Here is a 20,801-nt window from a genome sequence, read left to right on the forward strand (position 1 = left end):
GACACTTACCACTTCATTTCGCCCTTGGCGACCTTGGCGCCGAGCTCCAGCGAGCTCTCCTCGCCCAGGCCGGGGTAACGTTTTTTCATTGCAGCGACCAGCTCGGCCGAGTTGGCCGCCCTGGCGCTTTCGGCATCGAAGGCGCGGATGTAATCGGCGGTGAAGCGCACCGCCTCGAGCGACCCCTTGCTCTGCCCCAGGTAATGCCCCGGCACCACCGTCTGCGGCGCCAGCTGCTCGATGCGCGCCAGGGTCGCGAGCCAGTCCTTGTGCGACTGCGCCGACTGGGTGTCGGCCATCCACACGTGCAGGTTCTCGGCCACCACTACCCCGCCGACCACCGCCTTGATCGACGGGACCCATACAAAGCTGCGGTCGGGCTGCGGGCCGTCCAGGCCGATCACTTCAAGACGCTGCCCTTCAAGGGTGAGCACGTTGCCGGGCAGCACGTCAGGCACGATGAGCCGGGCGGGCTTGTCGGCCCCCATCTGCGGGCCCCAGTAGGCAAGCTTGGCAGCCATGGTCTGCTTGATGTGCGCGACCGTCGCCTGCGACGCCAGCACCTTGGCCTTGGGGTAGGCACGGGTCAGGGTGTCGAGGCCGAAGTAATAGTCCGGGTCGCCATGGCTGATGTAGATGGTGGTGAGTTGCTTGCCGCTATCGCGAAGCTTCTTCAGCACCTGCTCGGCCTGGCCCTTGCCGAACTGTGCATCCACCAGAATCGCCTCGTGCTGGCCACTGACGATCACCGAGCTGACCGGAAACAGCGCCTCGCTGCCGGGGTTGTACACGTCCAGTTTCAGCGGTGCGTCGCCGGCAACGACCTGGGTGATCGCACCGAAGGCGGCACACGCCAGCAGCAGGCGACGCAGGGAAAAGAAAGCAGCCATCAAGCAATACCTGTTCAAGTCATCGATGAGGCACAGCTTAGTTGCACGAACCATCACAAAAAATGCGATGCTCCAACATAGTTTGTTTCTGAAATCGGGCAGATCATGGACCGTCTCACCGCAATGAAAGTGTTCGTCAGCGTAGTCGACTTGGGCAGCCAGTCGGCCGCCGCCGACCAACTGGACCTGTCGCGCCCGGTGGTTTCGCGTTACCTGGCCGAACTTGAAGACTGGGTGGGCGCGCGCCTGATGCAGCGCACCACGCGCAAGCTGAGCCTGACTGCCGCCGGTCTGGAAACCCTGCCGCGCTGCCGGCAGATGCTGGAACTGGTGGGCGACCTGCACGCTGCAGTGGGCGCCCCGGATGACGCGCCGCGGGGTGAACTGCGTATCAGCGTCAGTACCTCGTTCGGGCATGCGCAACTGGTGGAAGCGGTAGCGGACTACGTCAAGCGCTACCCGCTGGTGAAGGTCGACCTGCAGATGCTCGACCGCACGGTCAACCTGGTGGACGAACGCATCGACCTGGCCATCCGCGTCAGCAACGACCTGGACCCCAACCTCATCGCCCGCCGCCTGAGTGTGTGCCGCTCGGTGGTGTGCGCCTCGCCAGCCTACCTGCGCGAGCACCCCGTACCGCGCCAGGTGCAGGACCTGAGCCAGCACAACTGCCTGACCCATTCGTATTTCGGCCACAGCCTCTGGCATTTCGAGGTCGGCGGCGAACAGGTGTCGGTGCCGGTGCAAGGCAACATCAGCGCCAACGAGGCCCTGACCCTGGAGCGCGCCACCCTGGCCGGCACCGGTATCGCCATGCTGCCCACCTACCTGGTGTGGCAAGCCCTGCGCAGCGGCACGCTGGTACGCCTGCTGCCCGAGGCCAGGCCCCGCGAACTGGGCCTGAACGCGGTGTACACCTCGCGCAAGCACATGCCCGCAACCCTGCGCAGCATGCTCGACTTTCTGGCGGCACGCTTCACCGACCCGCCCCACTGGGACCACGGCCTGGACTGACCGGCAGGCACCTGGCGCAATGCTGGCCTATGCTTGTAGAAGCATCTGTGTGCGGGATACAGGAGGTTGGTGCCATGACCCTGAAATCCAGAAAGTGCGCTGCCCTGTTGGCCATCACTGCCGTGCTCGGGGTGTACGGGGCAGCGGCGTATCGGGTCGAGCTGCTGCGCCAGCAACCCTATGCGGCGTCCAGCTGCAGCTCCGCCCACTGCCTGCCCCATGCCGGCACACTGAGCGTGGTCAGGTAGCCAGCGAAGGTTCACGACGACGAAAGTCGCGGGGCGAAAGGCCGGTCATGCGCCGGAAGAAGCGCGAGAAGTATGCCGGGTCGGCAAAACCCAGGCTGTCAGCCAACTGGTTGATCGTGAGGCTGGTGTAGATCAGGTCGCGCTTGGCTTCCAGCACGATGCGCTGGTGCACGATCTGCAGCGCCGACTGCCCGGCCAATGCCCGGCACAAGGTATTGAGCGTTGCCACCGACACCCCCACCTGATGCGCCAGCTGCTCCACGCTTGGCTGCTGGCGAAACTGCTGCTCCACCAGCCCGTTGAAACGCTGCAGATACTCGCGCCCACGTTCCGGCACTTGGGCACCGGCACTGCGGCGCAACTGTTGGCGGCTGATCCACACCACCATCAGGTTGATCAGCGAATGCAGCTGCAACTCGCGCCCGGGCAGGTCCTGCTGGTACTCGGCCTGCAGGGTGCTGAACAGGCTGTTGAGGTAATCGGCGTCGGCCCCGGCCAGGTAACTGGCGCCGCGCTGCAGGGCGGCTGGCACGCCCGTCAGTTGCCGCTGCAGCACCTCCACCAGCGGCGCCGCCAGGGTCACCACATAACCGTCGACGTCTTCGGAAAAGCGAAAGCCGTGCACGCACAGCGCCGGCACCACCTGGATCGCCGCCTGCTCCAGGCGACACACCTGCCCCTCCAGCTCGATCTCGGCCTGGCCCCTGTACAGGAACAGCAACTGCCACAGGTCGGCATGCCGGTGCGGCTCGATCTCCCACTGGTGCAGGCGGCTGCGCGCCGGGATCGACTCGCTGTGCAGCAGGTCGGGCGTCGGCCAGCCCAGCGTCTCGCCGTACAGCTTGAATACCGGAATCGACACCCTGCTCATCACACCCTCGCTTCCCGACCACTGTCCGATAAACGCACCTATTAGCGAAAAGTACCGCTTTGTGCTCGGTTTGTCCCTTCAGAAGGCCAGCCGGCAAGCGAAAAATGCAGGTACTCCAATCATAAAAAGTCCAACAATCATGAAAACCCAAGTCGCGATCATCGGTGCGGGCCCGTCCGGCCTGCTGCTCGGCCAGTTGCTGCACAACGCCGGCATCTCCAACGTCATCCTCGAACGCCAGGGCCCCGACTATGTACTGGGGCGTATCCGCGCCGGCGTGCTCGAACAGGGCATGGTCGAGCTGCTGCGCGAAGCCGGGGTCGGTCAGCGCATGGACGCCGAAGGGCTGCCCCATGCCGGCTTCGAGCTGGCCTTCGACGGGCGCCGCGAGCACATCGACCTCAAGGGCCTGACCGGCGGCCAGGGCGTGATGATCTACGGCCAGACCGAAGTCACCCGCGACCTGATGGCCGCCCGCGCCGACAGCGGTGCGACCACGGTCTACCACGCCGAGAACGTGCGCCCGCACGACATGAAGACTGGGCAGCCCTACGTCACCTACGAAAAGGACGGCCAGCAGCATCGCCTGGACTGCGACTACATTGCCGGCTGCGACGGTTATCACGGGGTGGCACGCCAGTCGATTCCGAGCGAGGCGCTGCAGGTGTTCGAGCGGGTCTACCCGTTCGGCTGGCTGGGCATCCTGGCCGACACCCCGCCGGTCAGCGACGAGCTGGTGTACGCGCGCCACGAACGCGGCTTCGCCCTGTGCAGCATGCGCTCGCCCACCCGCACCCGCTATTACGTGCAGGTGCCGGCCGAAGAGAAGGTCGAGGACTGGTCGGATGAGCGCTTCTGGGAGGAACTCAAGTCGCGCCTGCCCGACGAGTTGGCCGAGCGTCTGGTCACCGGCCCGTCGATCGAGAAAAGCATCGCCCCGCTGCGCAGCTTCGTGGTGGAGCCGATGCAGTACGGGCGCCTGTTCCTGGTCGGCGACGCCGCGCACATCGTGCCACCCACCGGGGCCAAGGGCCTGAACCTGGCCGCCAGCGACGTCAGCACGCTGTACAACATCCTGCGCAAGGTCTACGCCGAAGGCCGCACCGACCTGCTGGAACGCTACTCGGCGATCTGCCTGCGGCGCATCTGGAAGGCCGAACGCTTCTCGTGGTGGATGACCTCGATGCTGCACCGCTTCCCCGACAGCGACGCCTTCAGCCAGCGTATCCAGCACACCGAGCTGGACTACTTCGTGGGCTCCGAGGCCGGGCGCAGGACCCTGGCAGAAAACTACGTGGGCCTGCCTTACGAGCCCATCGAAGACGCTTAGCAGGCTATCGAGTACACTGGGCAGCACCCGGTCCCACTTGCCCAGAGCTGCCTCGTGACGCAATTGAACACTCCGCAACCCGCCCTGCGCAGCGTGCTCGTCGCGCTGATGCTGGCGATCTTCCTCGGCGCGCTGGACCAGACCATCGTCGCGGTCTCGATGCCGGCGATCTCCGCGCAATTCAACGACGTGACCCTGCTGGCCTGGGTGATTTCCGGCTACATGGTGGCCATGACCGTGGCGGTGCCGATCTACGGCAAGCTCGGCGACCTGTACGGCCGGCGGCGCATGATCCTGACCGGTACCGGGCTTTTCACCCTGGCCTCGCTGTTCTGCGCGCTGGCACAGAACATGGAGCAACTGGTGCTGGCGCGGGTACTGCAGGGCATCGGCGCGGGCGGCATGGTGTCGGTCAGCCAGGCGATCATCGGCGACTTCGTGCCGCCCCGCGAGCGCGGTCGCTACCAGGGTTATTTCAGCAGCATGTATGCCCTGGCCAGCGTCGCCGGCCCGGTGCTGGGCGGGCTGCTGACCGAGTACCTGTCGTGGCGCTGGGTGTTCTGGCTGAACCTGCCGCTGGGGCTGACCGCCTGGTGGGTCACCGAGCGTACCCTGCGCGGGCTGGCCACGCCGCAACGCAAGGCGCAGGTGGACTACCCCGGCGCGGTGCTGTTGATCTTGGGCCTGACGGCCCTGCTGCTGGGCATCACCCTGATCGGCCAGGGCCAGCCCATCGGGTCCGGCCCGGTTGCCGGCCTGCTGCTGGCAGCCCTGTTCGGGCTGGGCGTATTCGTGCTGCACGAACGCCGCGCCGTCGAGCCACTGCTGCCGTTGCAGCTGTTCGGCAACCGGGTGGCAGTGCTGTGCTGGTGCACGATCTTCTTCACCAGTTTCCAGGCCATCTCGCTGACCATGCTGATGCCGCTGCGCTTTCAGAGCATCACCGGGGCGGGGGCCGACAGCGCCGCCCTGCACCTGCTGCCCCTGGCCATGGGCCTGCCGATCGGCGCCTATTGCGGCGGCCGCCTGACCAGCCTGACCGGGCGCTACAAGCCGCAGATTCTGGGCGGTGCACTGTTGATGCCGGTGGCGATCATCGGCATGGCCCTGAGCCCGATCGACGGCGTGCTGCTCAGTGGCGCGTTCATGCTGCTGACCGGCATCGCCTCGGGCCTGCAGTTCCCCACCTCGCTGGTGGCAACCCAGAGCGCAGTGGAGCCACGGGACATCGGCGTGGCGACCAGCACCACCAACCTGTTCCGCTCGCTGGGCGGGGCGATGGGCGTGGCCTGCATGTCGGCACTGCTGCTCAGCCTGCTGAACGACAGCGGCTTCAGCCTGGCCGGCGAGGCGTTGATCGGCAGCCTCAAGGACGGCCAGGCCAGTGCGGCGGTGCAGGCGCAGTTGCTGCAGACCTTTCGCAACCTGTTGCTGGGTAGCGCCGCCGTCTCCCTGCTGGGGCTGTCGGCGGCGCTGGCATTGCCCAACCGCGAGCTGCGCGGCCGGCAGTAGTCAGTTGCGCCGCTGCGCCCAGGCCACAGCCAGGCCGCTCAGGCAAATGACCGCAATGCCGACCACGCCGTAGGCGTCCGGGGTGTGATTGAAAATGAGGTAGCCGTACAGGCCGGCGAACAGGATCTGCCCGTAGCTGAAGGGCGCCAGCATGGCCGGCGCGGCGTGCCGGAAGGCCTGGGTCAGCAGCATGTGCCCGAGCATCCCGCAGGTGCCCAGGCCGATCATGAACAGGCCATGCCCCAGGGTCGGCATGCTCCAGAAGAATGGCACCAGCGCGGTCATGATCAGGCTGTTGAAGATGCCGGTGAGAAAGTTGCTGGTGGTCGGGCTGTCGATGCCGCTGAGCTTGCGCGTGAGCAACTGGTAGCAGCCAAAGCAGAAGGCCGAACACAACGGCAGCAGGATTGCGGGGGTGAACAGCGCCCCGCCCGGGCGCACCACGATCAGCACGCCGACAAACCCGGCCAGCACCGCCAGCCACTGGGCGCGGCTGACCCGCTCACCCAGCAGCGGTACCGACAATGCGGTTACCAGCAGGGGCGCGAGGAAGTTCACGGCGGTGGCTTCGGCCAGGGGGATGTAACGCAGGCCGGTGGTGAAGAACAGGCTGGTGCCGATCAGGCACAGCGCCCTGGCCAGTTGCAGGCCGGGGCGGCGTGTACGCACCACCGCCGAGAAGCCGCTGCGCGGCACGAACACCACCAGCATCAGCAGGGTGTGCACCACATAGCGCGCCCACACCACCATGACGATGGCATAGAAGCCGGAAAGGTATTTGGACAGGGCATCGTGGCTGGCGAACAACAGCACCGCCATGCACATCAGGGCGATTGCCTTGAGCGGCTGCTCGGCACCTTTGAGGGTCGGGTTGTGCGCACTCATGCCAGGGCTCTACGAAAAGTTGATGGTCCTTGGGGGCAGACTACCCGGTCACCGACTACCGTTCCAAGCAGCGCCGGTGTTTTTTGTTGACCGGGCACGGGGCACGACAGGGAAACGTCCTATGCCAACCTTCACAAATGCTCACAAATGCTCAATTGCGCAGCGACGGGCTCAAGCGCAGCATATCCAGCCCGGTATCCACCCACCGCTCGGCATCCCCGGCAATATCGAAACTGTCCGGCAGCAGCAGCCAGCTGCCAATGATGCCGTCGATGTAAGCGAATATTGCAATAGCGGCACGCTGCGGGTCCATGTCCGCAGGCAATTGCCCACGCCTGACTGCATTGGTCAACGTCAGCGCTATACGCTCGTAGCAGTCGCGGGTCGTGGCCTGGCGCTGCTGACGGATCTCACACATGTCATCGGTGAATTCACACTTATGATGCAGGATCTCATTGATGCGCCGGGTACGCGGCTCGTGCAGCATCTGCTGCATCAGTTGAATCAGCAACTTGCGCATGCAGCCCAGCGGGTCCGGCTCGTCTTCGCTCTCGCCGGCCTGGGCCAGCGCCTCGATCGGCTCACGCAGGCTGTCGAGCAGGGCCTGCACCAGTTCGCCCTTGTCCTGAAAGTGCCAGTAGATGGCACCCCGGGTCACCCCGGCCAGCTTGGCGATATCCGCCAGGGTGGTACGCGCCACCCCACGGGCATGGAAAGCTTTTTCGGCGGCCTCGAGTATCTGTTGGCGGGTTTCCTGAGCTTCCTCTTTGGTGCGACGGACCATGGCAGTACAACCTCATCAAGGAGCCGGACGCGCGCTGCGGGCGTCCGGGTTCTGAGCCGGTATGGCCACTGTCGGGCCCTCTACCGGGTGTCTTAATCAAGCCTGTGGTCACCTCGACAAGGTGCGCCACGGGTATTTACAAACAAGCATGAATGTAAGTATATTCCTTAGCATCCTACTTATCCACCCGGAATTAATTTTCCCTTCATCCCGTTTCCATTACTCTTGAGCGTCTTCAGCTCTTTCGACCCGAGGATCTTCATGCAATTCAAGCCAGCTGTTTCCGCTCTGGTTTCCGCCGTCGCCCTGGCAACACTGCTCAGCGGCTGTAAAAAGGAAGAAGCGGCGCCTGCGGCGCAAGCTCCTCAGGTCGGCGTCGTGACCCTCCAATCCCAGGCCTATACCCTGACTTCCGACCTGCCGGGGCGCACCATCGCCTACCGCGTGGCCGAAGTGCGTCCACAGGTCAACGGCATCATTCTCAAGCGTCTGTTCAAGGAAGGCAGCGAGGTCAAGGAAGGCCAGCAGCTGTACCAGATCGACCCGTCGGTGTACGAGGCGACCCTGGCCAGCGCCCAGGCCAACCTGCAATCGACCCGCTCGCTGTCGGACCGCTACAAGCAACTGGTGGCCGAGCAGGCCGTGAGCCGTCAGGAATACGACGACGCACAAGCCAAACGTTTGCAGGCTGAAGCCTCGCTGCGCAGCGCACAGATCGACCTGCGCTACACCAAGGTGCTGGCGCCACTGAGCGGCCGTATCGGACGCTCGATGTTCACCGAAGGTGCGCTGGTCAACAACGGCCAGGCCGATGCCATGGCGGTGATCCAGCAGCTGGACCCGATCTACGTCGACGTCACCCAGTCTTCGGCCGAGCTGCTCAAGCTGCGCCGCGAGCTCGAAAGCGGGCAACTGCAGAAGGCCGGGGCCAACGCCGCCAAGGTCTCGCTGAACCTGGAAGACGGCACCACCTACACCCACGAAGGCCGCCTGGAGTTCTCCGAAGTCTCGGTCGACCAGACCACCGGCTCGGTAACCCTGCGCGCCGTGTTCCCCAACCCCGAGCACAACCTGCTGCCAGGGATGTTCGTGCATGCACGCCTGGCCGCCGGCGTGAACGCCAACGCGATCCTCGCCCCGCAACAAGGCGTGACCCGCGACCTCAAGGGCCAGCCCACCGCGTTGATCGTGGACAAGGACAACAAGGTCGAACTGCGCCAGCTCAAGGCCAGCCGTACCGTTGGCAGCGACTGGCTGATCGAGGAAGGCCTGAAGCCGGGCGACCGCCTGATCACCGAAGGCCTGCAGTTCGTCAAGCCAGGCATCGAGGTCAAGGTCAGCGAAGCCACCAACGTCAAGCCTGCCCAACCGTCCCAGGCCAATGCAGCGTCAGCAGGGGCCAAAGGGGAATAAACCATGTCGAGATTCTTTATCGATCGCCCCATCTTTGCCTGGGTAATCGCCCTGGTGATCATGCTGGTCGGGGCCTTGTCGATCGTCAAGTTGCCGATCAACCAGTACCCGAGCATTGCGCCGCCGGCCATCGCCATCGCCGTGACCTACCCGGGCGCCTCGGCGCAGACCGTGCAGGACACCGTGGTCCAGGTGATCGAGCAGCAGCTCAACGGTATCGACAACCTGCGTTATGTGCAGTCCGAGAGCAACTCGGACGGCAGCATGACCATTACCGCCACCTTCGAGCAGGGTACCAACCCTGATACCGCGCAGGTCCAGGTGCAGAACAAGCTGAACCTGGCCACCCCGCTGTTGCCGCAAGAAGTGCAGCAGCAGGGTATCCGCGTGACCAAGGCAGTGAAGAACTTCCTGCTGGTGATCGGCCTGGTGTCCGAAGACGGCAGCATGACCAAGGACGACCTGTCGAACTACATCGTCTCCAACATGCAGGACCCGATCTCGCGTACCGCCGGTGTGGGTGACTTCCAGGTGTTCGGTGCCCAGTACGCCATGCGTATCTGGCTCGATCCGGCCAAGCTGAACAAGTTCCAGCTGACCCCGGTGGACGTCAAGACCGCCGTGGCCGCGCAGAACGTGCAGGTGTCCTCCGGTCAGCTGGGCGGCCTGCCTGCCCTGCCCGGCACGCAGCTCAACGCCACCATCATCGGCAAGACCCGCCTGCAGACCGCCGAGCAGTTCGAGAAGATCCTGCTCAAGGTCAACCGTGACGGCTCCCAGGTCCGCCTGGGCGATGTCGCCGACGTCAGCCTGGGGGGCGAGAACTACAGCGTCAGCGCACAGTTCAATGGCAAGCCGGCCTCCGGCCTTGCGATCAAGCTGGCAACCGGGGCCAACGCCCTGGACACCGCCAAGGCACTGCGCAACACCATCGCCGAGCTGGAGCCGTTCTTCCCGCCTGGCATGAAGGCGGTGTTCCCGTATGACACCACGCCTGTGGTCACCGAATCGATCAGTGGGGTGATCCACACCCTGATCGAGGCGATCGTGCTGGTGTTCCTGGTGATGTACCTGTTCCTGCAGAACTTCCGCGCCACCGTGATCACCACCATGACCGTACCGGTGGTATTGCTCGGCACCTTCGGCATCCTTGCCGCGGCAGGCTTCAGCATCAACACCCTGACCATGTTCGCCATGGTCCTGGCCATCGGCCTGCTGGTGGACGACGCCATCGTGGTGGTGGAAAACGTCGAGCGGGTGATGTCCGAAGAGGGGTTGTCACCCAAGGAGGCGACCAAGAAGTCCATGGGCCAGATCCAGGGCGCCCTGGTCGGTATCGCCCTGGTACTGTCGGCGGTACTGCTGCCGATGGCGTTCTTCGGCGGCTCCACGGGCGTGATCTACCGGCAGTTCTCGATCACCATCGTGTCGGCCATGGGCCTGTCGGTGCTGGTCGCGCTGATCTTCACCCCGGCGCTGTGCGCCACCATGCTCAAGCCGGTCAAGAAAGGCGAGCACCATACCGCCAAGCGTGGCTTCTTCGGCTGGTTCAACCGCAACTTCGACCGCAGCGTGCAGAGCTACGAGCGCGGCGTGGGCAACATCCTGCGTCACAAGGCCCCGTACTTCCTGGCCTACATCCTGATCGTGGTGGGCATGGTGTGGCTGTTCATGCGCATCCCTACCGCGTTCCTGCCCGAGGAAGACCAGGGCGTACTGTTCGCCCAGGTGCAGACCCCGGCCGGTTCCAGTGCCGAGCGCACCCAGGCGGTGGTCGACGAAATGCGCGCCTACCTGCTGGACAAGGAGTCCGACACAGTGGCCTCGGTGTTCACCGTGAACGGCTTCAACTTCGCCGGCCGCGGCCAGAGCTCGGGCATGGCCTTCATCATGCTCAAGCCGTGGGGTGAACGTTCTGCCGAAAACAGCGTGTTCAACCTGGCAACCCGTGCCCAACAGCACTTCTTCAGCTTCCGCGACGCGATGGTGTTCGCCTTCGCCCCTCCGGCCGTACTGGAGCTGGGTAACGCCACCGGTTTCGACGTGTTCCTGCAGGACCGCGCCGGCGTCGGCCACGACAAGCTGATGGAAGCGCGCAACCAGTTCCTGGGCATGGCCGCGCAGAGCAAGATCCTCACCCAGGTACGTCCGAACGGCCTGAACGATGAGCCGCAATACCAGCTGACCATCGACGACGAACGCGCCAGCGCCCTGGGCGTGACCATCGCCGATATCAACAACACCCTGTCGATCGCCCTGGGTGCCAGCTATGTGAACGACTTCATCGACCGTGGTCGGGTCAAGAAGGTCTACCTGCAAGGCACTGCCGATTCGCGCATGAGCCCTGAAGACCTGCAGAAGTGGTACGTGCGCAACGCCGCCGGCGAGATGGTGCCGTTCTCTTCCTTCGCCAGCGGCGAGTGGAGCTACGGTGCACCCAAGCTGTCGCGTTACAACGGTGTCGAGGCAATGGAAGTACTCGGTGCGCCAGCCCCTGGCTACAGTACCGGTGAGGCCATGGCCGAGGTCGAGCGCCTGGCGGCGCAATTGCCAGCCGGTGTCGGCTTCGCCTGGACCGGCATGTCGTACGAAGAGAAGCTGTCGGGCTCGCAGATGCCGGCACTGTTCGCGCTGTCGCTGCTGATGGTGTTCCTGTGCCTGGCGGCACTGTACGAGAGCTGGTCGATCCCGATCGCGGTGGTGCTGGTGGTGCCGCTGGGTATCATCGGTGCGCTGATGGCGGCCAGCATGCGCGGGCTGTCCAACGACGTGTACTTCCTGGTGGGGCTGCTGACCACCATCGGCCTGGCGGCGAAGAACGCGATCCTGATCGTCGAGTTCGCCAAGGAACTGCACGAGCAGGGCCGCAGCCTGGTCGATGCGGCGATCGAGGCGTGCCGCATGCGTCTGCGTCCGATCATCATGACCTCGCTGGCGTTCATCCTGGGCGTGGTGCCGCTGACCATCGCCACCGGCGCAGGCTCCGGCAGCCAGCACGCCATCGGTACCGGTGTGATCGGCGGCATGATCACCGCAACGGTACTGGCGATCTTCTGGGTACCACTGTTCTTCGTAAGCGTGTCGTCGCTGTTCGGTAGCAAGAAGCCCGAAGAAGAGGACGCCAAACCTGAAACCCCACGCTATGAGGCCGGGCAATGAGTAAGTCCCTGTTGTCCCTGGCAGTCACCGCCTTCATTCTCGGTGGCTGCTCGCTGATCCCTGATTACCAGACCCCCGAGTCACCGGTGGCGGCCCAGTGGCCGCAAGGGCCGGCCTACTCGCCGACCCAGTCGGCCGACGTGGCTGCGGCCGAACAGGGCTGGCGCCAGTTCTTCCATGACCCGGCGCTGCAGCAACTGATCCAGACCTCGCTGGTCAACAACCGCGACCTGCGGGTCGCCGCGCTGAACATCGATGCCTACCGGGCGCAGTACCGCATCCAGCGGGCCGACCTGTTCCCGGCGGTCTCGGCCACCGGCAGCGGCAGCCGCCAGCGGGTGCCGGCCAACGTTTCGCAGACCGGCGAGTCGAGCATCAACAGCCAGTACTCGGCCACCCTGGGCGTGAGTGCCTACGAACTCGACCTGTTCGGTCGGGTGCGCAGCCTCAGCGAGCAGGCCCTGGAAACCTACCTGTCGAGTGAACAGGCGCGTCGTTCCACGCAGATCAGCCTGGTGGCCAGCGTGGCCAACGCCTACTTCACCTGGCAGGCCGACAAGGAGCTGCTGACGCTCACCGAAGACACGCTCAAGACCTACGAGCAGAGCTATGCCCTGACCCGTCGCAGCAGCGAAGTCGGCGTGGCCTCGGCCCTGGACCTGAGCCAGGCGCGTACCTCGGTCGAGGGCGCACGGGTCAAGCTGGCCCAGTACCAGCGCCTGGTGGCGCAGGACCTGAACAGCCTGGCCGTGCTGGTCGGCACCGGCGTGCCGGCGAACCTGCCCAACGGCATGAAACTCGACAGCGACCTGCTGGCCGACGTGCCGGCCGGCCTGCCGTCGGACGTGCTGCAGCGTCGTCCCGACATCCAGGAGGCCGAGCACCTGCTCAAGGCCGCCAACGCCAACATCGGCGCGGCGCGCGCAGCGTTCTTCCCGAGCATCAGCCTGACCGCCAACGCCGGGACCCTGAGCCCCGACATGGGCGGGCTGTTCAAGGGCGGCTCGGGCACCTGGCTGTTCCAGCCGCAGATCAACCTGCCGATCTTCAACGCCGGCAGCCTGCGTGCAAGCCTGGACTACTCGAAGATCCAGAAGGACATCAACGTCGCCAAGTACGAAAAGACCATCCAGACTGCCTTCCAGGAAGTCTCCGATGGGCTGGCGGCGCGTCAGACCTTCAACGAGCAGTTGCAGGCCCAGCGTGATCTGGTCGAAGCCAACCAGGACTACTACCGCCTGGCCGAGCGTCGCTACCGTATCGGTATCGACAGCAACCTGACGTTCCTGGATGCCCAGCGCAACCTGTTCAGTGCCCAACAGGCCCTGATCAGCGACCGGCTGTCGCAGCTGGTCAGCGAGGTCAACCTGTACAAGGCCCTGGGTGGCGGCTGGTACGAGCGCACCGGTGATGCCCGCCAGCAAGCGTCGATCGAGTCGCCCAAGGGTTGATTCGATAGCGTGGCGACACAACAGCCCACCCTTCGCGGTGGGCTTTTTTGTGCCTGCAAGCCTGCCCCTACCAAAAGTAACCAGACAGTTAGTGTTCGGTTACCGCCCAATTCCGCCTGTAACGAATTGATTCCCCCCTGCCCGCCACAGCACCATCCATCCGCCATCGCCCCAACATAAAAACAAGAGACGCCCTAACGATGAACACTTTCCAGCCCGCACGTCACCTGTTCCCCGGCCTGCTTGCCATGAGCTGCGCCCTGCCCGCCCTGGCCGACGAAGGGGGCTTTGTCGAAGACGCCAAGGTTGGCCTCAACCTGCGCAACTTCTACATCAACCGCAATTTCGTCGACCCGGCCAACCCCCAGGGCAAGGGCGAGGAATGGACCCAGAGTTTCATCCTCGACGCCAAGTCCGGCTTCACCCAGGGCACCGTGGGCTTCGGCGTCGACGTGCTGGGCCTGTACTCGGTCAAGCTCGACGGCGGCAAGGGTACCGCCGGCACGCACCTGTTGCCGGTGCACGATGACGGCCGCCCGGCCGATGACTTCGGACGCCTGGGCGTGGCGCTCAAGGCCAAGGTCTCGAAGACCGAGCTGAAGGTCGGCGAATGGATGCCGGTACTGCCGATCCTGCGTTCGGACGACGGCCGCTCGCTGCCGCAGACCTTTCGCGGCGGCCAGCTGACCTCCCAGGAAATCGACGGCCTGACCCTGTATGCCGGGCAATTTCGCGGCAACAGCCCGCGCAACGACGCGAGCATGGACGACATGTCCATGAACGGCCGCGCCGGTATCACCTCCGACCGCTTCAACTTTGCCGGTGGCGAGTACACCTTCAATAACAAGCGCACCCTGGTCGGGGTGTGGAACGCCCAGCTCAAGGACATCTACAACCAGCAATACATCAACCTGGTGCACAGCCAGCCGCTGGGCGACTGGACCCTGGGCGCCAACCTGGGCTACTTCATCGGCAAGGAAGACGGCGCCGAGCGTGCCGGCAAGCTCGACAACCGCACCGCCTCGGCGCTGCTTTCGGCACGCTATGGCAGCAACACCTTCTACGTGGGGCTGCAGAAGGTCAGCGGCGACGACCTGTGGATGCGGGTCAACGGCACCAGTGGCGGCACCCTGGCCAACGACAGCTACAACGCCAGCTTCGACAATGCCAAGGAGCGCTCCTGGCAGCTGCGTCACGACTTCAACTTCGCCGGGCTTGGCGTGCCGGGGCTGACCCTGATGAACCGCTACATCAAGGGCGACAACGTGCACACCGCCGTGGTCAGCGACGGCAAGGAATGGGCGCGGGAATCGGAGCTGGCGTACGTGATCCAGTCCGGCAGCCTGAAGAACCTGTCGTTCAAATGGCGCAACTCGACCATGCGCCGCGACTTCAGCACCAACGCATTCGACGAGAACCGCCTGATCGTCAGCTATCCGATCAGCTTTCTCTGAACCCCTTCGCCGGCAAGGCCGGCTCCTACAGGCCCGCGCTACCCTTGTAGGAGCCGGCCTTGCCGGCGAATAGGTATGTTCAGACACTACAAACTCATTACCCCTTCAGCGTGCGGCTACGCTGCCCCTGCACCCCCACCGGCACATCCCCCTGCAGCGTCACCCGGCGCACCACGCGCCCCTGGGTACCGTAGTCATCCACCGCATAATGCTGGGTCGCGCGGTTGTCCCAGATCGCCACGTCCCCGGCCTGCCAGCGCCAGCGCACGGTGTTCTCCAGGCGCGTCACATGGCTCTGCAGCAGGTTGAACAGGTGATCCGAATCGGACTTCGAATAGCCCTTGATGCGCTTCACGAAATGCCCCAGCAGCAGGTGCTTCTCACCGCTCACCGGGTGCACCCGCACCACCGGATGCTCGGTCTCGTACACCGTCGAGGTGAACACCTTGCGGTAGTTCTCCAACTGCTCGAGGCTCACGTTCGGCTTGGTCGCGGCATAGTCGTACTCGTTGCTGTGCACCGCCCACAACTGCTCGGCCAGCGCCTGCAAGGCCGGTGACAGGTCATCGTACGCGCTGGCGGTATTGGCCCACACCGTATCGCCCCCCGACGCCGGCGCCACCACCGAACGCAGGATCGACGCCTTGGGGTACGCCTCGACGAAGGTCACGTCGGTGTGCCAGGAGTTGGCCCGACGCCCTTGCCCGCCATCGAGTTCCAGCAGGTAGCGGGTGCCATCGCGCACCGGCACGGTCGGGTGCGCGATAGGCTCGCCCAGCAGGTGCGCAAAGGCCTCCTGGGTCTGGTCGTCCAGCTGCGTCTGGCCCCTGAAGAAGATCACCTTGTGCTGCACCAGCGCGGCCTGGATCGCCTCCACCACCGCCGGGGCCAGGTCGGCGCCCAGTGTCACCCCACGAATTTCGGCACCGATGCGCCCGGCCACCGGATGAATCTCCAGCGCATGGCTGACAGGTGCTGCGGCAAATGCGGCGTTGCTCATGGTTCGTCCCTCATCGGTTGCGTCACGGTAAGTGCCGATGAAACTCTGGCGCTATCTATATGCAAATAAGCTCTAACAGATATGCAAGTGCTTCATTGACGGAATAAGAGCTTGCATTTAAAACCCAGACTCCCGTGGCGGCAAATACCTTCGCCCTATTTTTGGAATGCCGGAAAAGCATATGGATCTTCGCCAACTGCGCTACTTCATCGCCCTCACCGAACACCGCAGTTTCGTGCGCGCCGCCGACGCCATGGGCATCACCCAGCCCGCCTTCAGCCGCAGTATCCAGGGCCTGGAGCAGGAGTTCGGCTGTGTGCTGGTGGACCGCGCCAACAAGGATCTGCGCCCCACGTCCGAAGGCCAGGTGGTGCTGCAGCACGCCCTGCGCCTGGTGCAGGGCGCGGCGCAGCTGAGCAGCGAGGTGCAGCAGATGACCAAGCTCGATGCCGGCGAGCTGCGCTTTGGCTGCGGCCCCGCACCAGCGGTGAACCTGGTGCCGCAGGCGGTGGCGCAGTTCATCAACGCCCACCCCAAGGTGCGCACGCATTTCGAGGTCTCAAACTGGGAAAAGCTCAGCAGGGCGCTGAGCCGCGAAGAGATCGAGTTCTTCGTCGCCGACATCCGCCACTTCGAAGCCGACCCCAACTTCCAGACCCTGGCCCTGACCCCGCGCCGCGGCCTGTTCTTCTGCCGCCCCGGGCACCCGCTGCTGGCCAAGGACAGCCTCTCGACCAACGACATGTTCGACTACCCGCTGGCCTGTTCGCTGATTCCGCCGGGGGTGCGCAAGCTGCTGGCCAACCTCAGCGGCAAGACCGACTTTTCGCCGCAGATCCAGAGCGAGCATCAACCCACCCTGCTCAAGATCGTGCTCGGCACCAATGCCATCGGCATCGGCAGCGAAGAGGCCTACGGCGCGGCGGTGCAGGCCGGCGAACTGGTGCGCCTGCACTGGCGCAACCTGCCGGCCAACCTCGACAGCTTCAATGCCCGCTGCGGCATCGTCAGCCGCAGCGGCTACCGCCTGTCCCCTGCGGCGCGGGCGATGATCGAGACCCTGATCAACCTTGACCGCCAGCCTGCGCCACAGGCGCTGGTCGGGTAGCCTGCGGCGCCAGCCACTGGTCGACCTTGAACGGTTTGCGAATCAGGCGCTGCTGCGCGGCGAGGTCCACCGAGGCTTGCAGGCGGGCGAGAAAGTCGGGGTCCAGGGTCGAGTCGAACACCGCGCTCAGGCGCTCCTGGCTGAGGTCACGCTGCAGGATCGCCGGCGGGTAGCTGGCACGCTCCGACACCAGCTGGATATAGGCGTCCTTGTTGGCATCGTCGGTCAGCCATTGCACCGCCGGCTGCTGCGCGGCGACGAACTTCTCGACCACTGCCGGGTACGCATCGACGAAGGCACCGGCGGCCACCAGCACCGCCTGCACATTGCCCGCCCCGCCCAGATCGCGGGTATTGAGCGGCAGTTCGGCCAGGCCGCGATCGGCCAGCGCACTGATGCCGGTGGAGCCCCAGGTGGCGTCGATCTGCCTGGCCGCCAGGGCGGCGATAGCCGCGCTGAAATCCAGGTTGATGACCTTGAGGTCCTTCTCGCTCAGGCCCTGGCTGGCCAGCGCGGCATCGAACGAAAGCTGCGTGGCGGTGCCACGGAACACCGCCACGCGCTTGCCCTTGAGGTCCTGCAGGGTCTTGATGCCGCTGCCCGGCACCACCCCAAGGTAGTGTTTGACCCCGCGCGCGGTGGCGGCCACCAGGCGGGTGTCGACGCCATTGGCCTTGCCGATGATCGCCGCCAGGTCGCCCAGGTAGGCGAAGTCCACCTGGCCATTGGCGAACGCCTCGTTGATGACCGGCCCCGCACCCTTGAAGTAGTTCCACTGGATGCTGATGCCGTCGGCGGCGAAGGCTTTCTCCAGCAGCTGTTGCTGTTGCAGCACGTCGGTGATGCCACCGCCCGAATGCTGGGTGCCGGCACTCAGGTCGGGCACCGCGATGCGGATCTGCTTGAGCTCGGCGCCCTGCGCCAGTGTCGGCATCCAGCCGATCACGGCGGCCAGTGCGGGGGTGGCGAACAGGCTGAAAACACGATTGATCGACAGGTTCATGGCACACAGCTCCTTGTAATGGTGCGGCCACGCTACCCATAGCGGATGCCAATCTTTAAATACTATTAAATTACATTTTAATAACCAGATTACATATAAGCCCTGTCAGGCCCGGCCCTGCGGGGTATGCATTGCACACAACCAAAATATGCTTCGAATGCATTGGCTGCGCGGCGAGTCAGCGGCTTTAAATGCAGTTCTTATCGCTCAATCGAATGTAATTTCTTCTGCATATACCCATAAGAAATATACAAATAGCGAGGCCTGCATGACCCGTACCGCCCTTTCCTCACTGGCCCCCGCCCCTGGCCTGCCGCGTCTGCGCAGCCTGCCCAGGCAGCGCCTGCAAGCCTGGTATCTGCCCGTGCTGCTGGCGGCGGTGTGGTGGCTGGCCAGCCGCAACCACTGGATGAGCGAGCAAATACTGCCACCGCCTGCGCTGGTATGGGACAGCGCCGTGGAACTGGGTCGCGGCGAGGTGTGGGCGCACCTGGCCATCAGCCTGCAACGCCTGCTGCTGGGGCTGGTGGCCGGGGTCGGGGCCGGCGCGGTGCTCGGCGCCTGGCTGGGCTTCAGCCAGCGCGCCGAACGCCTGGTACTGCCGACTTTCAACGCCCTGGCGCAGATCCCCACGCTGGCCTGGGTGCCGCTGTTCATGGTGCTGTTCGGCATCGGCGAAGTGCTCAAGCTGGTGGTGCTGGTCAAGGCGGTGATCGTGCCGGTGACCCTGCACACCCTGGTGGGCGTGCGCGATGCCCAACCGCGCCTGCGCGAAGCGGCGGCGGTACTGCGCCTGCCCACGCACCTGCTGGTTCGCCGGCTGATCCTGCCCGCTGCGCTGCCGGCGTTTCTGGCCGGTGTGCGCCTGGCCCTGGCGGCCGGCTGGACCTCGCTGCTGGCGGTCGAGCTGCTGGCCTCCAGCGAAGGCCTGGGCTACCTGATGGTGTGGGCACGGCAACTGTTCATGCTCGACATCGTGTTCGTGTGCATCGCCGTGATCGGCGTGCTCGGGCTGCTGATGGACCGCGGCCTGGGCTGGCTCGACCGGCGCCTGCTGCACTGGCCGCACCCGGCCACCGCACAACTGCGGGTGCGCCCGCTGCGTGGCTGGCAGCGCCTGCATGCCCTGGGCCTGCCGCTGGCGCTGCTGGTGCTGTGGCAACTGGCAAGCCAGTACGGTTGGGTCGATGCGAACATTCTGGTGGCGCCGCTGGAGGTGGTGCACAGCACCTGGGCCGGCGTGCTCGACGGCACCTTGAGCGGCGCGCTGGCCGTCAGCGTCGGGCGAGCGCTGGGCGGCCTGCTGCTGGGCGGCAGCCTGGGCTTTGCCTTCGGCCTGCTGCTGGGCCTGTCGCGCCGCGCCGAGCGCCTGCTGGGCCCGAGCCTGGCCGGGCTGCGCCAGATCGCGATCTTCGCCTGGGTGCCGCTGCTGACCGCCTGGTTCGGCCTGGGCGAACTGGCCAAATGGGTATTCGTCGGCCTGGCGGCATTCTTCCCGCTGTTCATCGCCACCCAGCGCGCGGTTGCCAGCCTGCCTGCACAGCTCGACGAAGCCGCCCGCGTGCTGCGCCTGAGCGGTGCCCAGCGCCTGCGCAGGCTGGTGCTACCGGGCGCCGCGCCGGGCATCTTCGCCGGGTTGCGGGTCGGCCTGATCTACGCCTGGCTGGGCACCATCGGCGCCGAGTACTTCATGCCCTCCGGCGGTGGCATCGGCAGCCTGATGATCGGCGCCCAGCAACTGCTGCGCATGGACCTGATCATGGCCGGCATGCTGCTGGTCGGCCTCACCGGCGCCCTGCTCGGCGCCGTCGGACAACACATCGAACTGCGCGCCACGCGCTGGAGACGGGCATGAACGCACTCGCTCACCCACGGGTCAGCTTCAACCAGGTCGGCAAGCGCTTCAGCGTGGCCGACGGCGAACTGGAAGCGATCCGCGATTTCAACCTGCAGATCGCCGACGGCGAATTCGTCGCCATCGTCGGCGCCAGCGGCTGCGGCAAGTCCACCCTGCTGCGCCTGCTGGTGGGCCTGGACGCCGAGTACCAGGGGCAGATCCTGATCGACGGCCAGCCGGTGCACGGCATCGGCAGCGAGCGCGGCATCGTGTTCCAGGAGCACCGCCTGTTCCCCTGGCTGACAGTGGCCGAGAACATCGACCTGGGCCTGGTCAACGAGGGCCTGGAGCGCACCCGGCGCGGCCGGCGGGTGGCCGACTTCATCAGCCTGGTGGGCCTCGAAGACTTTGCCCAGGCCTACCCGCACCAGCTCTCGGGCGGCATGGCCCAGCGCGTGGCGATTGCCCGCGGGCTGGTGGCCAGCCCGCGCATACTGCTGCTGGACGAACCCTTCGGCGCCCTCGACGCCCTTACCCGCCAGCAGATGCAGGACGAACTGCTGGCCATTCGAGAACGGGCGCGCATCACCACCCTGCTGGTGACCCACGATGTCGAGGAAGCGATATTCCTGGCCGACCGCGTGGTGGTGCTCGAACCGCGCCCGGGGCGGATCAAGCGCATCGTCGAGGTCGACCTGCCGCACCCACGCCAGCGCGCCAGCCTGGCGTTCCACCGCCTGCGCGAAACCCTGCTGCACGAACTGACCCACGACGAGCGCTACCTGCCGCCCGCCGTGGAGCAGATCCGCGACCTGCCCCTGACCTACCTTGCCTGCTGAGTG

17 protein-coding genes are annotated in these 20,801 nt (G+C 65.3%); 11 read left to right on the plus strand and 6 right to left on the minus strand.

Annotation, left to right across the window (positions count from 1 at the left end; genetic code table 11):
- Positions 1 to 5: 5 nt before the first annotated feature.
- A complete protein-coding gene (locus KH389_RS21515; protein WP_213606224.1) occupies positions 6 to 890 on the minus strand; it encodes an MBL fold metallo-hydrolase in 885 nt (294 codons plus the stop codon).
- Between the two features lie 105 nt (positions 891 to 995).
- Here KH389_RS21515 and KH389_RS21520 point away from each other — a divergent pair, with 105 nt between their 5' ends.
- A complete protein-coding gene (locus tag KH389_RS21520; protein WP_043860772.1) occupies positions 996 to 1,904 on the plus strand; it encodes a LysR family transcriptional regulator in 909 nt (302 codons plus the stop codon).
- A gap of 74 nt (positions 1,905 to 1,978) precedes the next feature.
- The gene (locus KH389_RS21525) at positions 1,979 to 2,152 is read left to right on the plus strand and encodes a hypothetical protein (protein WP_167400210.1); all 174 of its coding nucleotides are present in this window, start codon (positions 1,979 to 1,981) and stop codon (positions 2,150 to 2,152) included.
- Here KH389_RS21525 and KH389_RS21530 read toward each other — a convergent pair.
- Positions 2,145 to 3,023: a helix-turn-helix domain-containing protein gene (locus KH389_RS21530; RefSeq protein ID WP_078479554.1), complete on the minus strand. Its 879-nt coding sequence runs from the start codon at positions 3,021 to 3,023 to the stop codon at positions 2,145 to 2,147. The genes KH389_RS21525 and KH389_RS21530 overlap by 8 nt on opposite strands.
- A 139-nt stretch (positions 3,024 to 3,162) precedes the next feature.
- Here KH389_RS21530 and pobA point away from each other — a divergent pair, with 139 nt between their 5' ends.
- Positions 3,163 to 4,353, plus strand: a complete 1,191-nt coding sequence (gene pobA, locus KH389_RS21535) for a 4-hydroxybenzoate 3-monooxygenase (protein ID WP_078479553.1) — start codon at positions 3,163 to 3,165, stop codon at positions 4,351 to 4,353.
- A 108-nt stretch (positions 4,354 to 4,461) separates the two neighbouring features.
- The gene (locus KH389_RS21540) at positions 4,462 to 5,865 is read left to right on the plus strand and encodes an MDR family MFS transporter (protein WP_196932635.1); all 1,404 of its coding nucleotides are present in this window, start codon (positions 4,462 to 4,464) and stop codon (positions 5,863 to 5,865) included.
- Here the strand turns inward: KH389_RS21540 and KH389_RS21545 are convergent, their stop codons facing one another.
- Complete coding sequence (locus KH389_RS21545) at positions 5,866 to 6,750, minus strand: DMT family transporter (RefSeq protein ID WP_043860769.1); 885 nt, start codon at positions 6,748 to 6,750, stop codon at positions 5,866 to 5,868.
- Positions 6,751 to 6,901: 151 nt separating this feature from the next.
- Entirely contained in the window at positions 6,902 to 7,534 is a 633-nt protein-coding gene (locus KH389_RS21550) for a TetR family transcriptional regulator (RefSeq protein ID WP_043860768.1), read from the minus strand.
- 261 nt (positions 7,535 to 7,795) lie between these two features.
- On the opposite strand from KH389_RS21550, the gene KH389_RS21555 reads away from it, so the two are divergent.
- From KH389_RS21555 to KH389_RS21570, 4 genes are all read left to right on the plus strand, one after another.
- Entirely contained in the window at positions 7,796 to 8,947 is a 1,152-nt protein-coding gene (locus KH389_RS21555; protein WP_043860767.1) for an efflux RND transporter periplasmic adaptor subunit, read from the plus strand.
- Positions 8,948 to 8,950: 3 nt separating this feature from the next.
- A complete protein-coding gene (gene ttgB, locus KH389_RS21560) occupies positions 8,951 to 12,106 on the plus strand; it encodes a multidrug efflux RND transporter permease subunit TtgB (RefSeq protein WP_043860766.1) in 3,156 nt (1,051 codons plus the stop codon).
- The gene (locus KH389_RS21565) at positions 12,103 to 13,557 is read left to right on the plus strand and encodes an AdeC/AdeK/OprM family multidrug efflux complex outer membrane factor (RefSeq protein ID WP_043860765.1); all 1,455 of its coding nucleotides are present in this window, start codon (positions 12,103 to 12,105) and stop codon (positions 13,555 to 13,557) included. Before ttgB ends, KH389_RS21565 begins: the two co-directional genes overlap by 4 nt.
- 200 nt (positions 13,558 to 13,757) lie before the next feature.
- Positions 13,758 to 15,011 (plus strand): OprD family porin, encoded by a 1,254-nt coding sequence (locus tag KH389_RS21570; protein ID WP_058540912.1) that lies wholly within the window; start codon positions 13,758 to 13,760, stop codon positions 15,009 to 15,011.
- Positions 15,012 to 15,108: 97 nt separating this feature from the next.
- Here KH389_RS21570 and KH389_RS21575 read toward each other — a convergent pair whose 3' ends face one another.
- Positions 15,109 to 16,011, minus strand: coding sequence for a TauD/TfdA dioxygenase family protein (locus KH389_RS21575; protein WP_213606225.1), 903 nt, complete (start codon positions 16,009 to 16,011; stop codon positions 15,109 to 15,111).
- Between the two features lie 181 nt (positions 16,012 to 16,192).
- Between KH389_RS21575 and KH389_RS21580 the strand changes: the two genes are divergently transcribed.
- On the plus strand, positions 16,193 to 17,119 hold the full coding sequence (locus KH389_RS21580) for a LysR family transcriptional regulator (protein ID WP_213606226.1): 927 nt from the start codon (positions 16,193 to 16,195) through the stop codon (positions 17,117 to 17,119).
- Here the strand turns inward: KH389_RS21580 and KH389_RS21585 are convergent.
- Positions 17,076 to 18,122 (minus strand): ABC transporter substrate-binding protein, encoded by a 1,047-nt coding sequence (locus tag KH389_RS21585; RefSeq protein WP_043860761.1) that lies wholly within the window; start codon positions 18,120 to 18,122, stop codon positions 17,076 to 17,078. The two genes, KH389_RS21580 and KH389_RS21585, sit on opposite strands and share 44 nt — an antisense overlap.
- A 268-nt stretch (positions 18,123 to 18,390) precedes the next feature.
- Here KH389_RS21585 and KH389_RS21590 point away from each other — a divergent pair, with 268 nt between their 5' ends.
- Together KH389_RS21590 and KH389_RS21595 are read left to right on the plus strand one after the other, a co-directional pair.
- Positions 18,391 to 19,977, plus strand: a complete 1,587-nt coding sequence (locus KH389_RS21590; protein WP_213606227.1) for an ABC transporter permease — start codon at positions 18,391 to 18,393, stop codon at positions 19,975 to 19,977.
- Positions 19,974 to 20,798 (plus strand): ABC transporter ATP-binding protein, encoded by an 825-nt coding sequence (locus tag KH389_RS21595; protein ID WP_213606228.1) that lies wholly within the window; start codon positions 19,974 to 19,976, stop codon positions 20,796 to 20,798. The genes KH389_RS21590 and KH389_RS21595 overlap by 4 nt, the downstream gene beginning before the upstream one ends.
- The last annotated feature ends 3 nt before the right edge of the window (positions 20,799 to 20,801 follow it).

This window comes from Pseudomonas qingdaonensis, assembly GCF_018398475.1.
Lineage (GTDB): Bacteria > Pseudomonadota > Gammaproteobacteria > Pseudomonadales > Pseudomonadaceae > Aquipseudomonas > Aquipseudomonas palmensis.

Bases quoted from the DNA above. Each gene is read 5' to 3' on its own strand.
- KH389_RS21515 (WP_213606224.1), bottom strand. From the start codon at position 890: ATGGCTGCTTTCTTTTCCCTGCGTCGCCTGCTGCTGGCGTGTGCCGCC.
- KH389_RS21520 (WP_043860772.1), top strand. From the start codon at position 996: ATGGACCGTCTCACCGCAATGAAAGTGTTCGTCAGCGTAGTCGACTTG.
- KH389_RS21525 (WP_167400210.1), top strand. From the start codon at position 1,979: ATGACCCTGAAATCCAGAAAGTGCGCTGCCCTGTTGGCCATCACTGCC.
- KH389_RS21530 (WP_078479554.1), bottom strand. From the start codon at position 3,023: ATGAGCAGGGTGTCGATTCCGGTATTCAAGCTGTACGGCGAGACGCTG.
- pobA (WP_078479553.1), top strand. From the start codon at position 3,163: ATGAAAACCCAAGTCGCGATCATCGGTGCGGGCCCGTCCGGCCTGCTG.
- KH389_RS21540 (WP_196932635.1), top strand. From the start codon at position 4,462: ATGCTGGCGATCTTCCTCGGCGCGCTGGACCAGACCATCGTCGCGGTC.
- KH389_RS21545 (WP_043860769.1), bottom strand. From the start codon at position 6,750: ATGAGTGCGCACAACCCGACCCTCAAAGGTGCCGAGCAGCCGCTCAAG.
- KH389_RS21550 (WP_043860768.1), bottom strand. From the start codon at position 7,534: ATGGTCCGTCGCACCAAAGAGGAAGCTCAGGAAACCCGCCAACAGATA.
- KH389_RS21555 (WP_043860767.1), top strand. From the start codon at position 7,796: ATGCAATTCAAGCCAGCTGTTTCCGCTCTGGTTTCCGCCGTCGCCCTG.
- ttgB (WP_043860766.1), top strand. From the start codon at position 8,951: ATGTCGAGATTCTTTATCGATCGCCCCATCTTTGCCTGGGTAATCGCC.
- KH389_RS21565 (WP_043860765.1), top strand. From the start codon at position 12,103: ATGAGTAAGTCCCTGTTGTCCCTGGCAGTCACCGCCTTCATTCTCGGT.
- KH389_RS21570 (WP_058540912.1), top strand. From the start codon at position 13,758: ATGAACACTTTCCAGCCCGCACGTCACCTGTTCCCCGGCCTGCTTGCC.
- KH389_RS21575 (WP_213606225.1), bottom strand. From the start codon at position 16,011: ATGAGCAACGCCGCATTTGCCGCAGCACCTGTCAGCCATGCGCTGGAG.
- KH389_RS21580 (WP_213606226.1), top strand. From the start codon at position 16,193: ATGGATCTTCGCCAACTGCGCTACTTCATCGCCCTCACCGAACACCGC.
- KH389_RS21585 (WP_043860761.1), bottom strand. From the start codon at position 18,122: ATGAACCTGTCGATCAATCGTGTTTTCAGCCTGTTCGCCACCCCCGCA.
- KH389_RS21590 (WP_213606227.1), top strand. From the start codon at position 18,391: ATGACCCGTACCGCCCTTTCCTCACTGGCCCCCGCCCCTGGCCTGCCG.
- KH389_RS21595 (WP_213606228.1), top strand. From the start codon at position 19,974: ATGAACGCACTCGCTCACCCACGGGTCAGCTTCAACCAGGTCGGCAAG.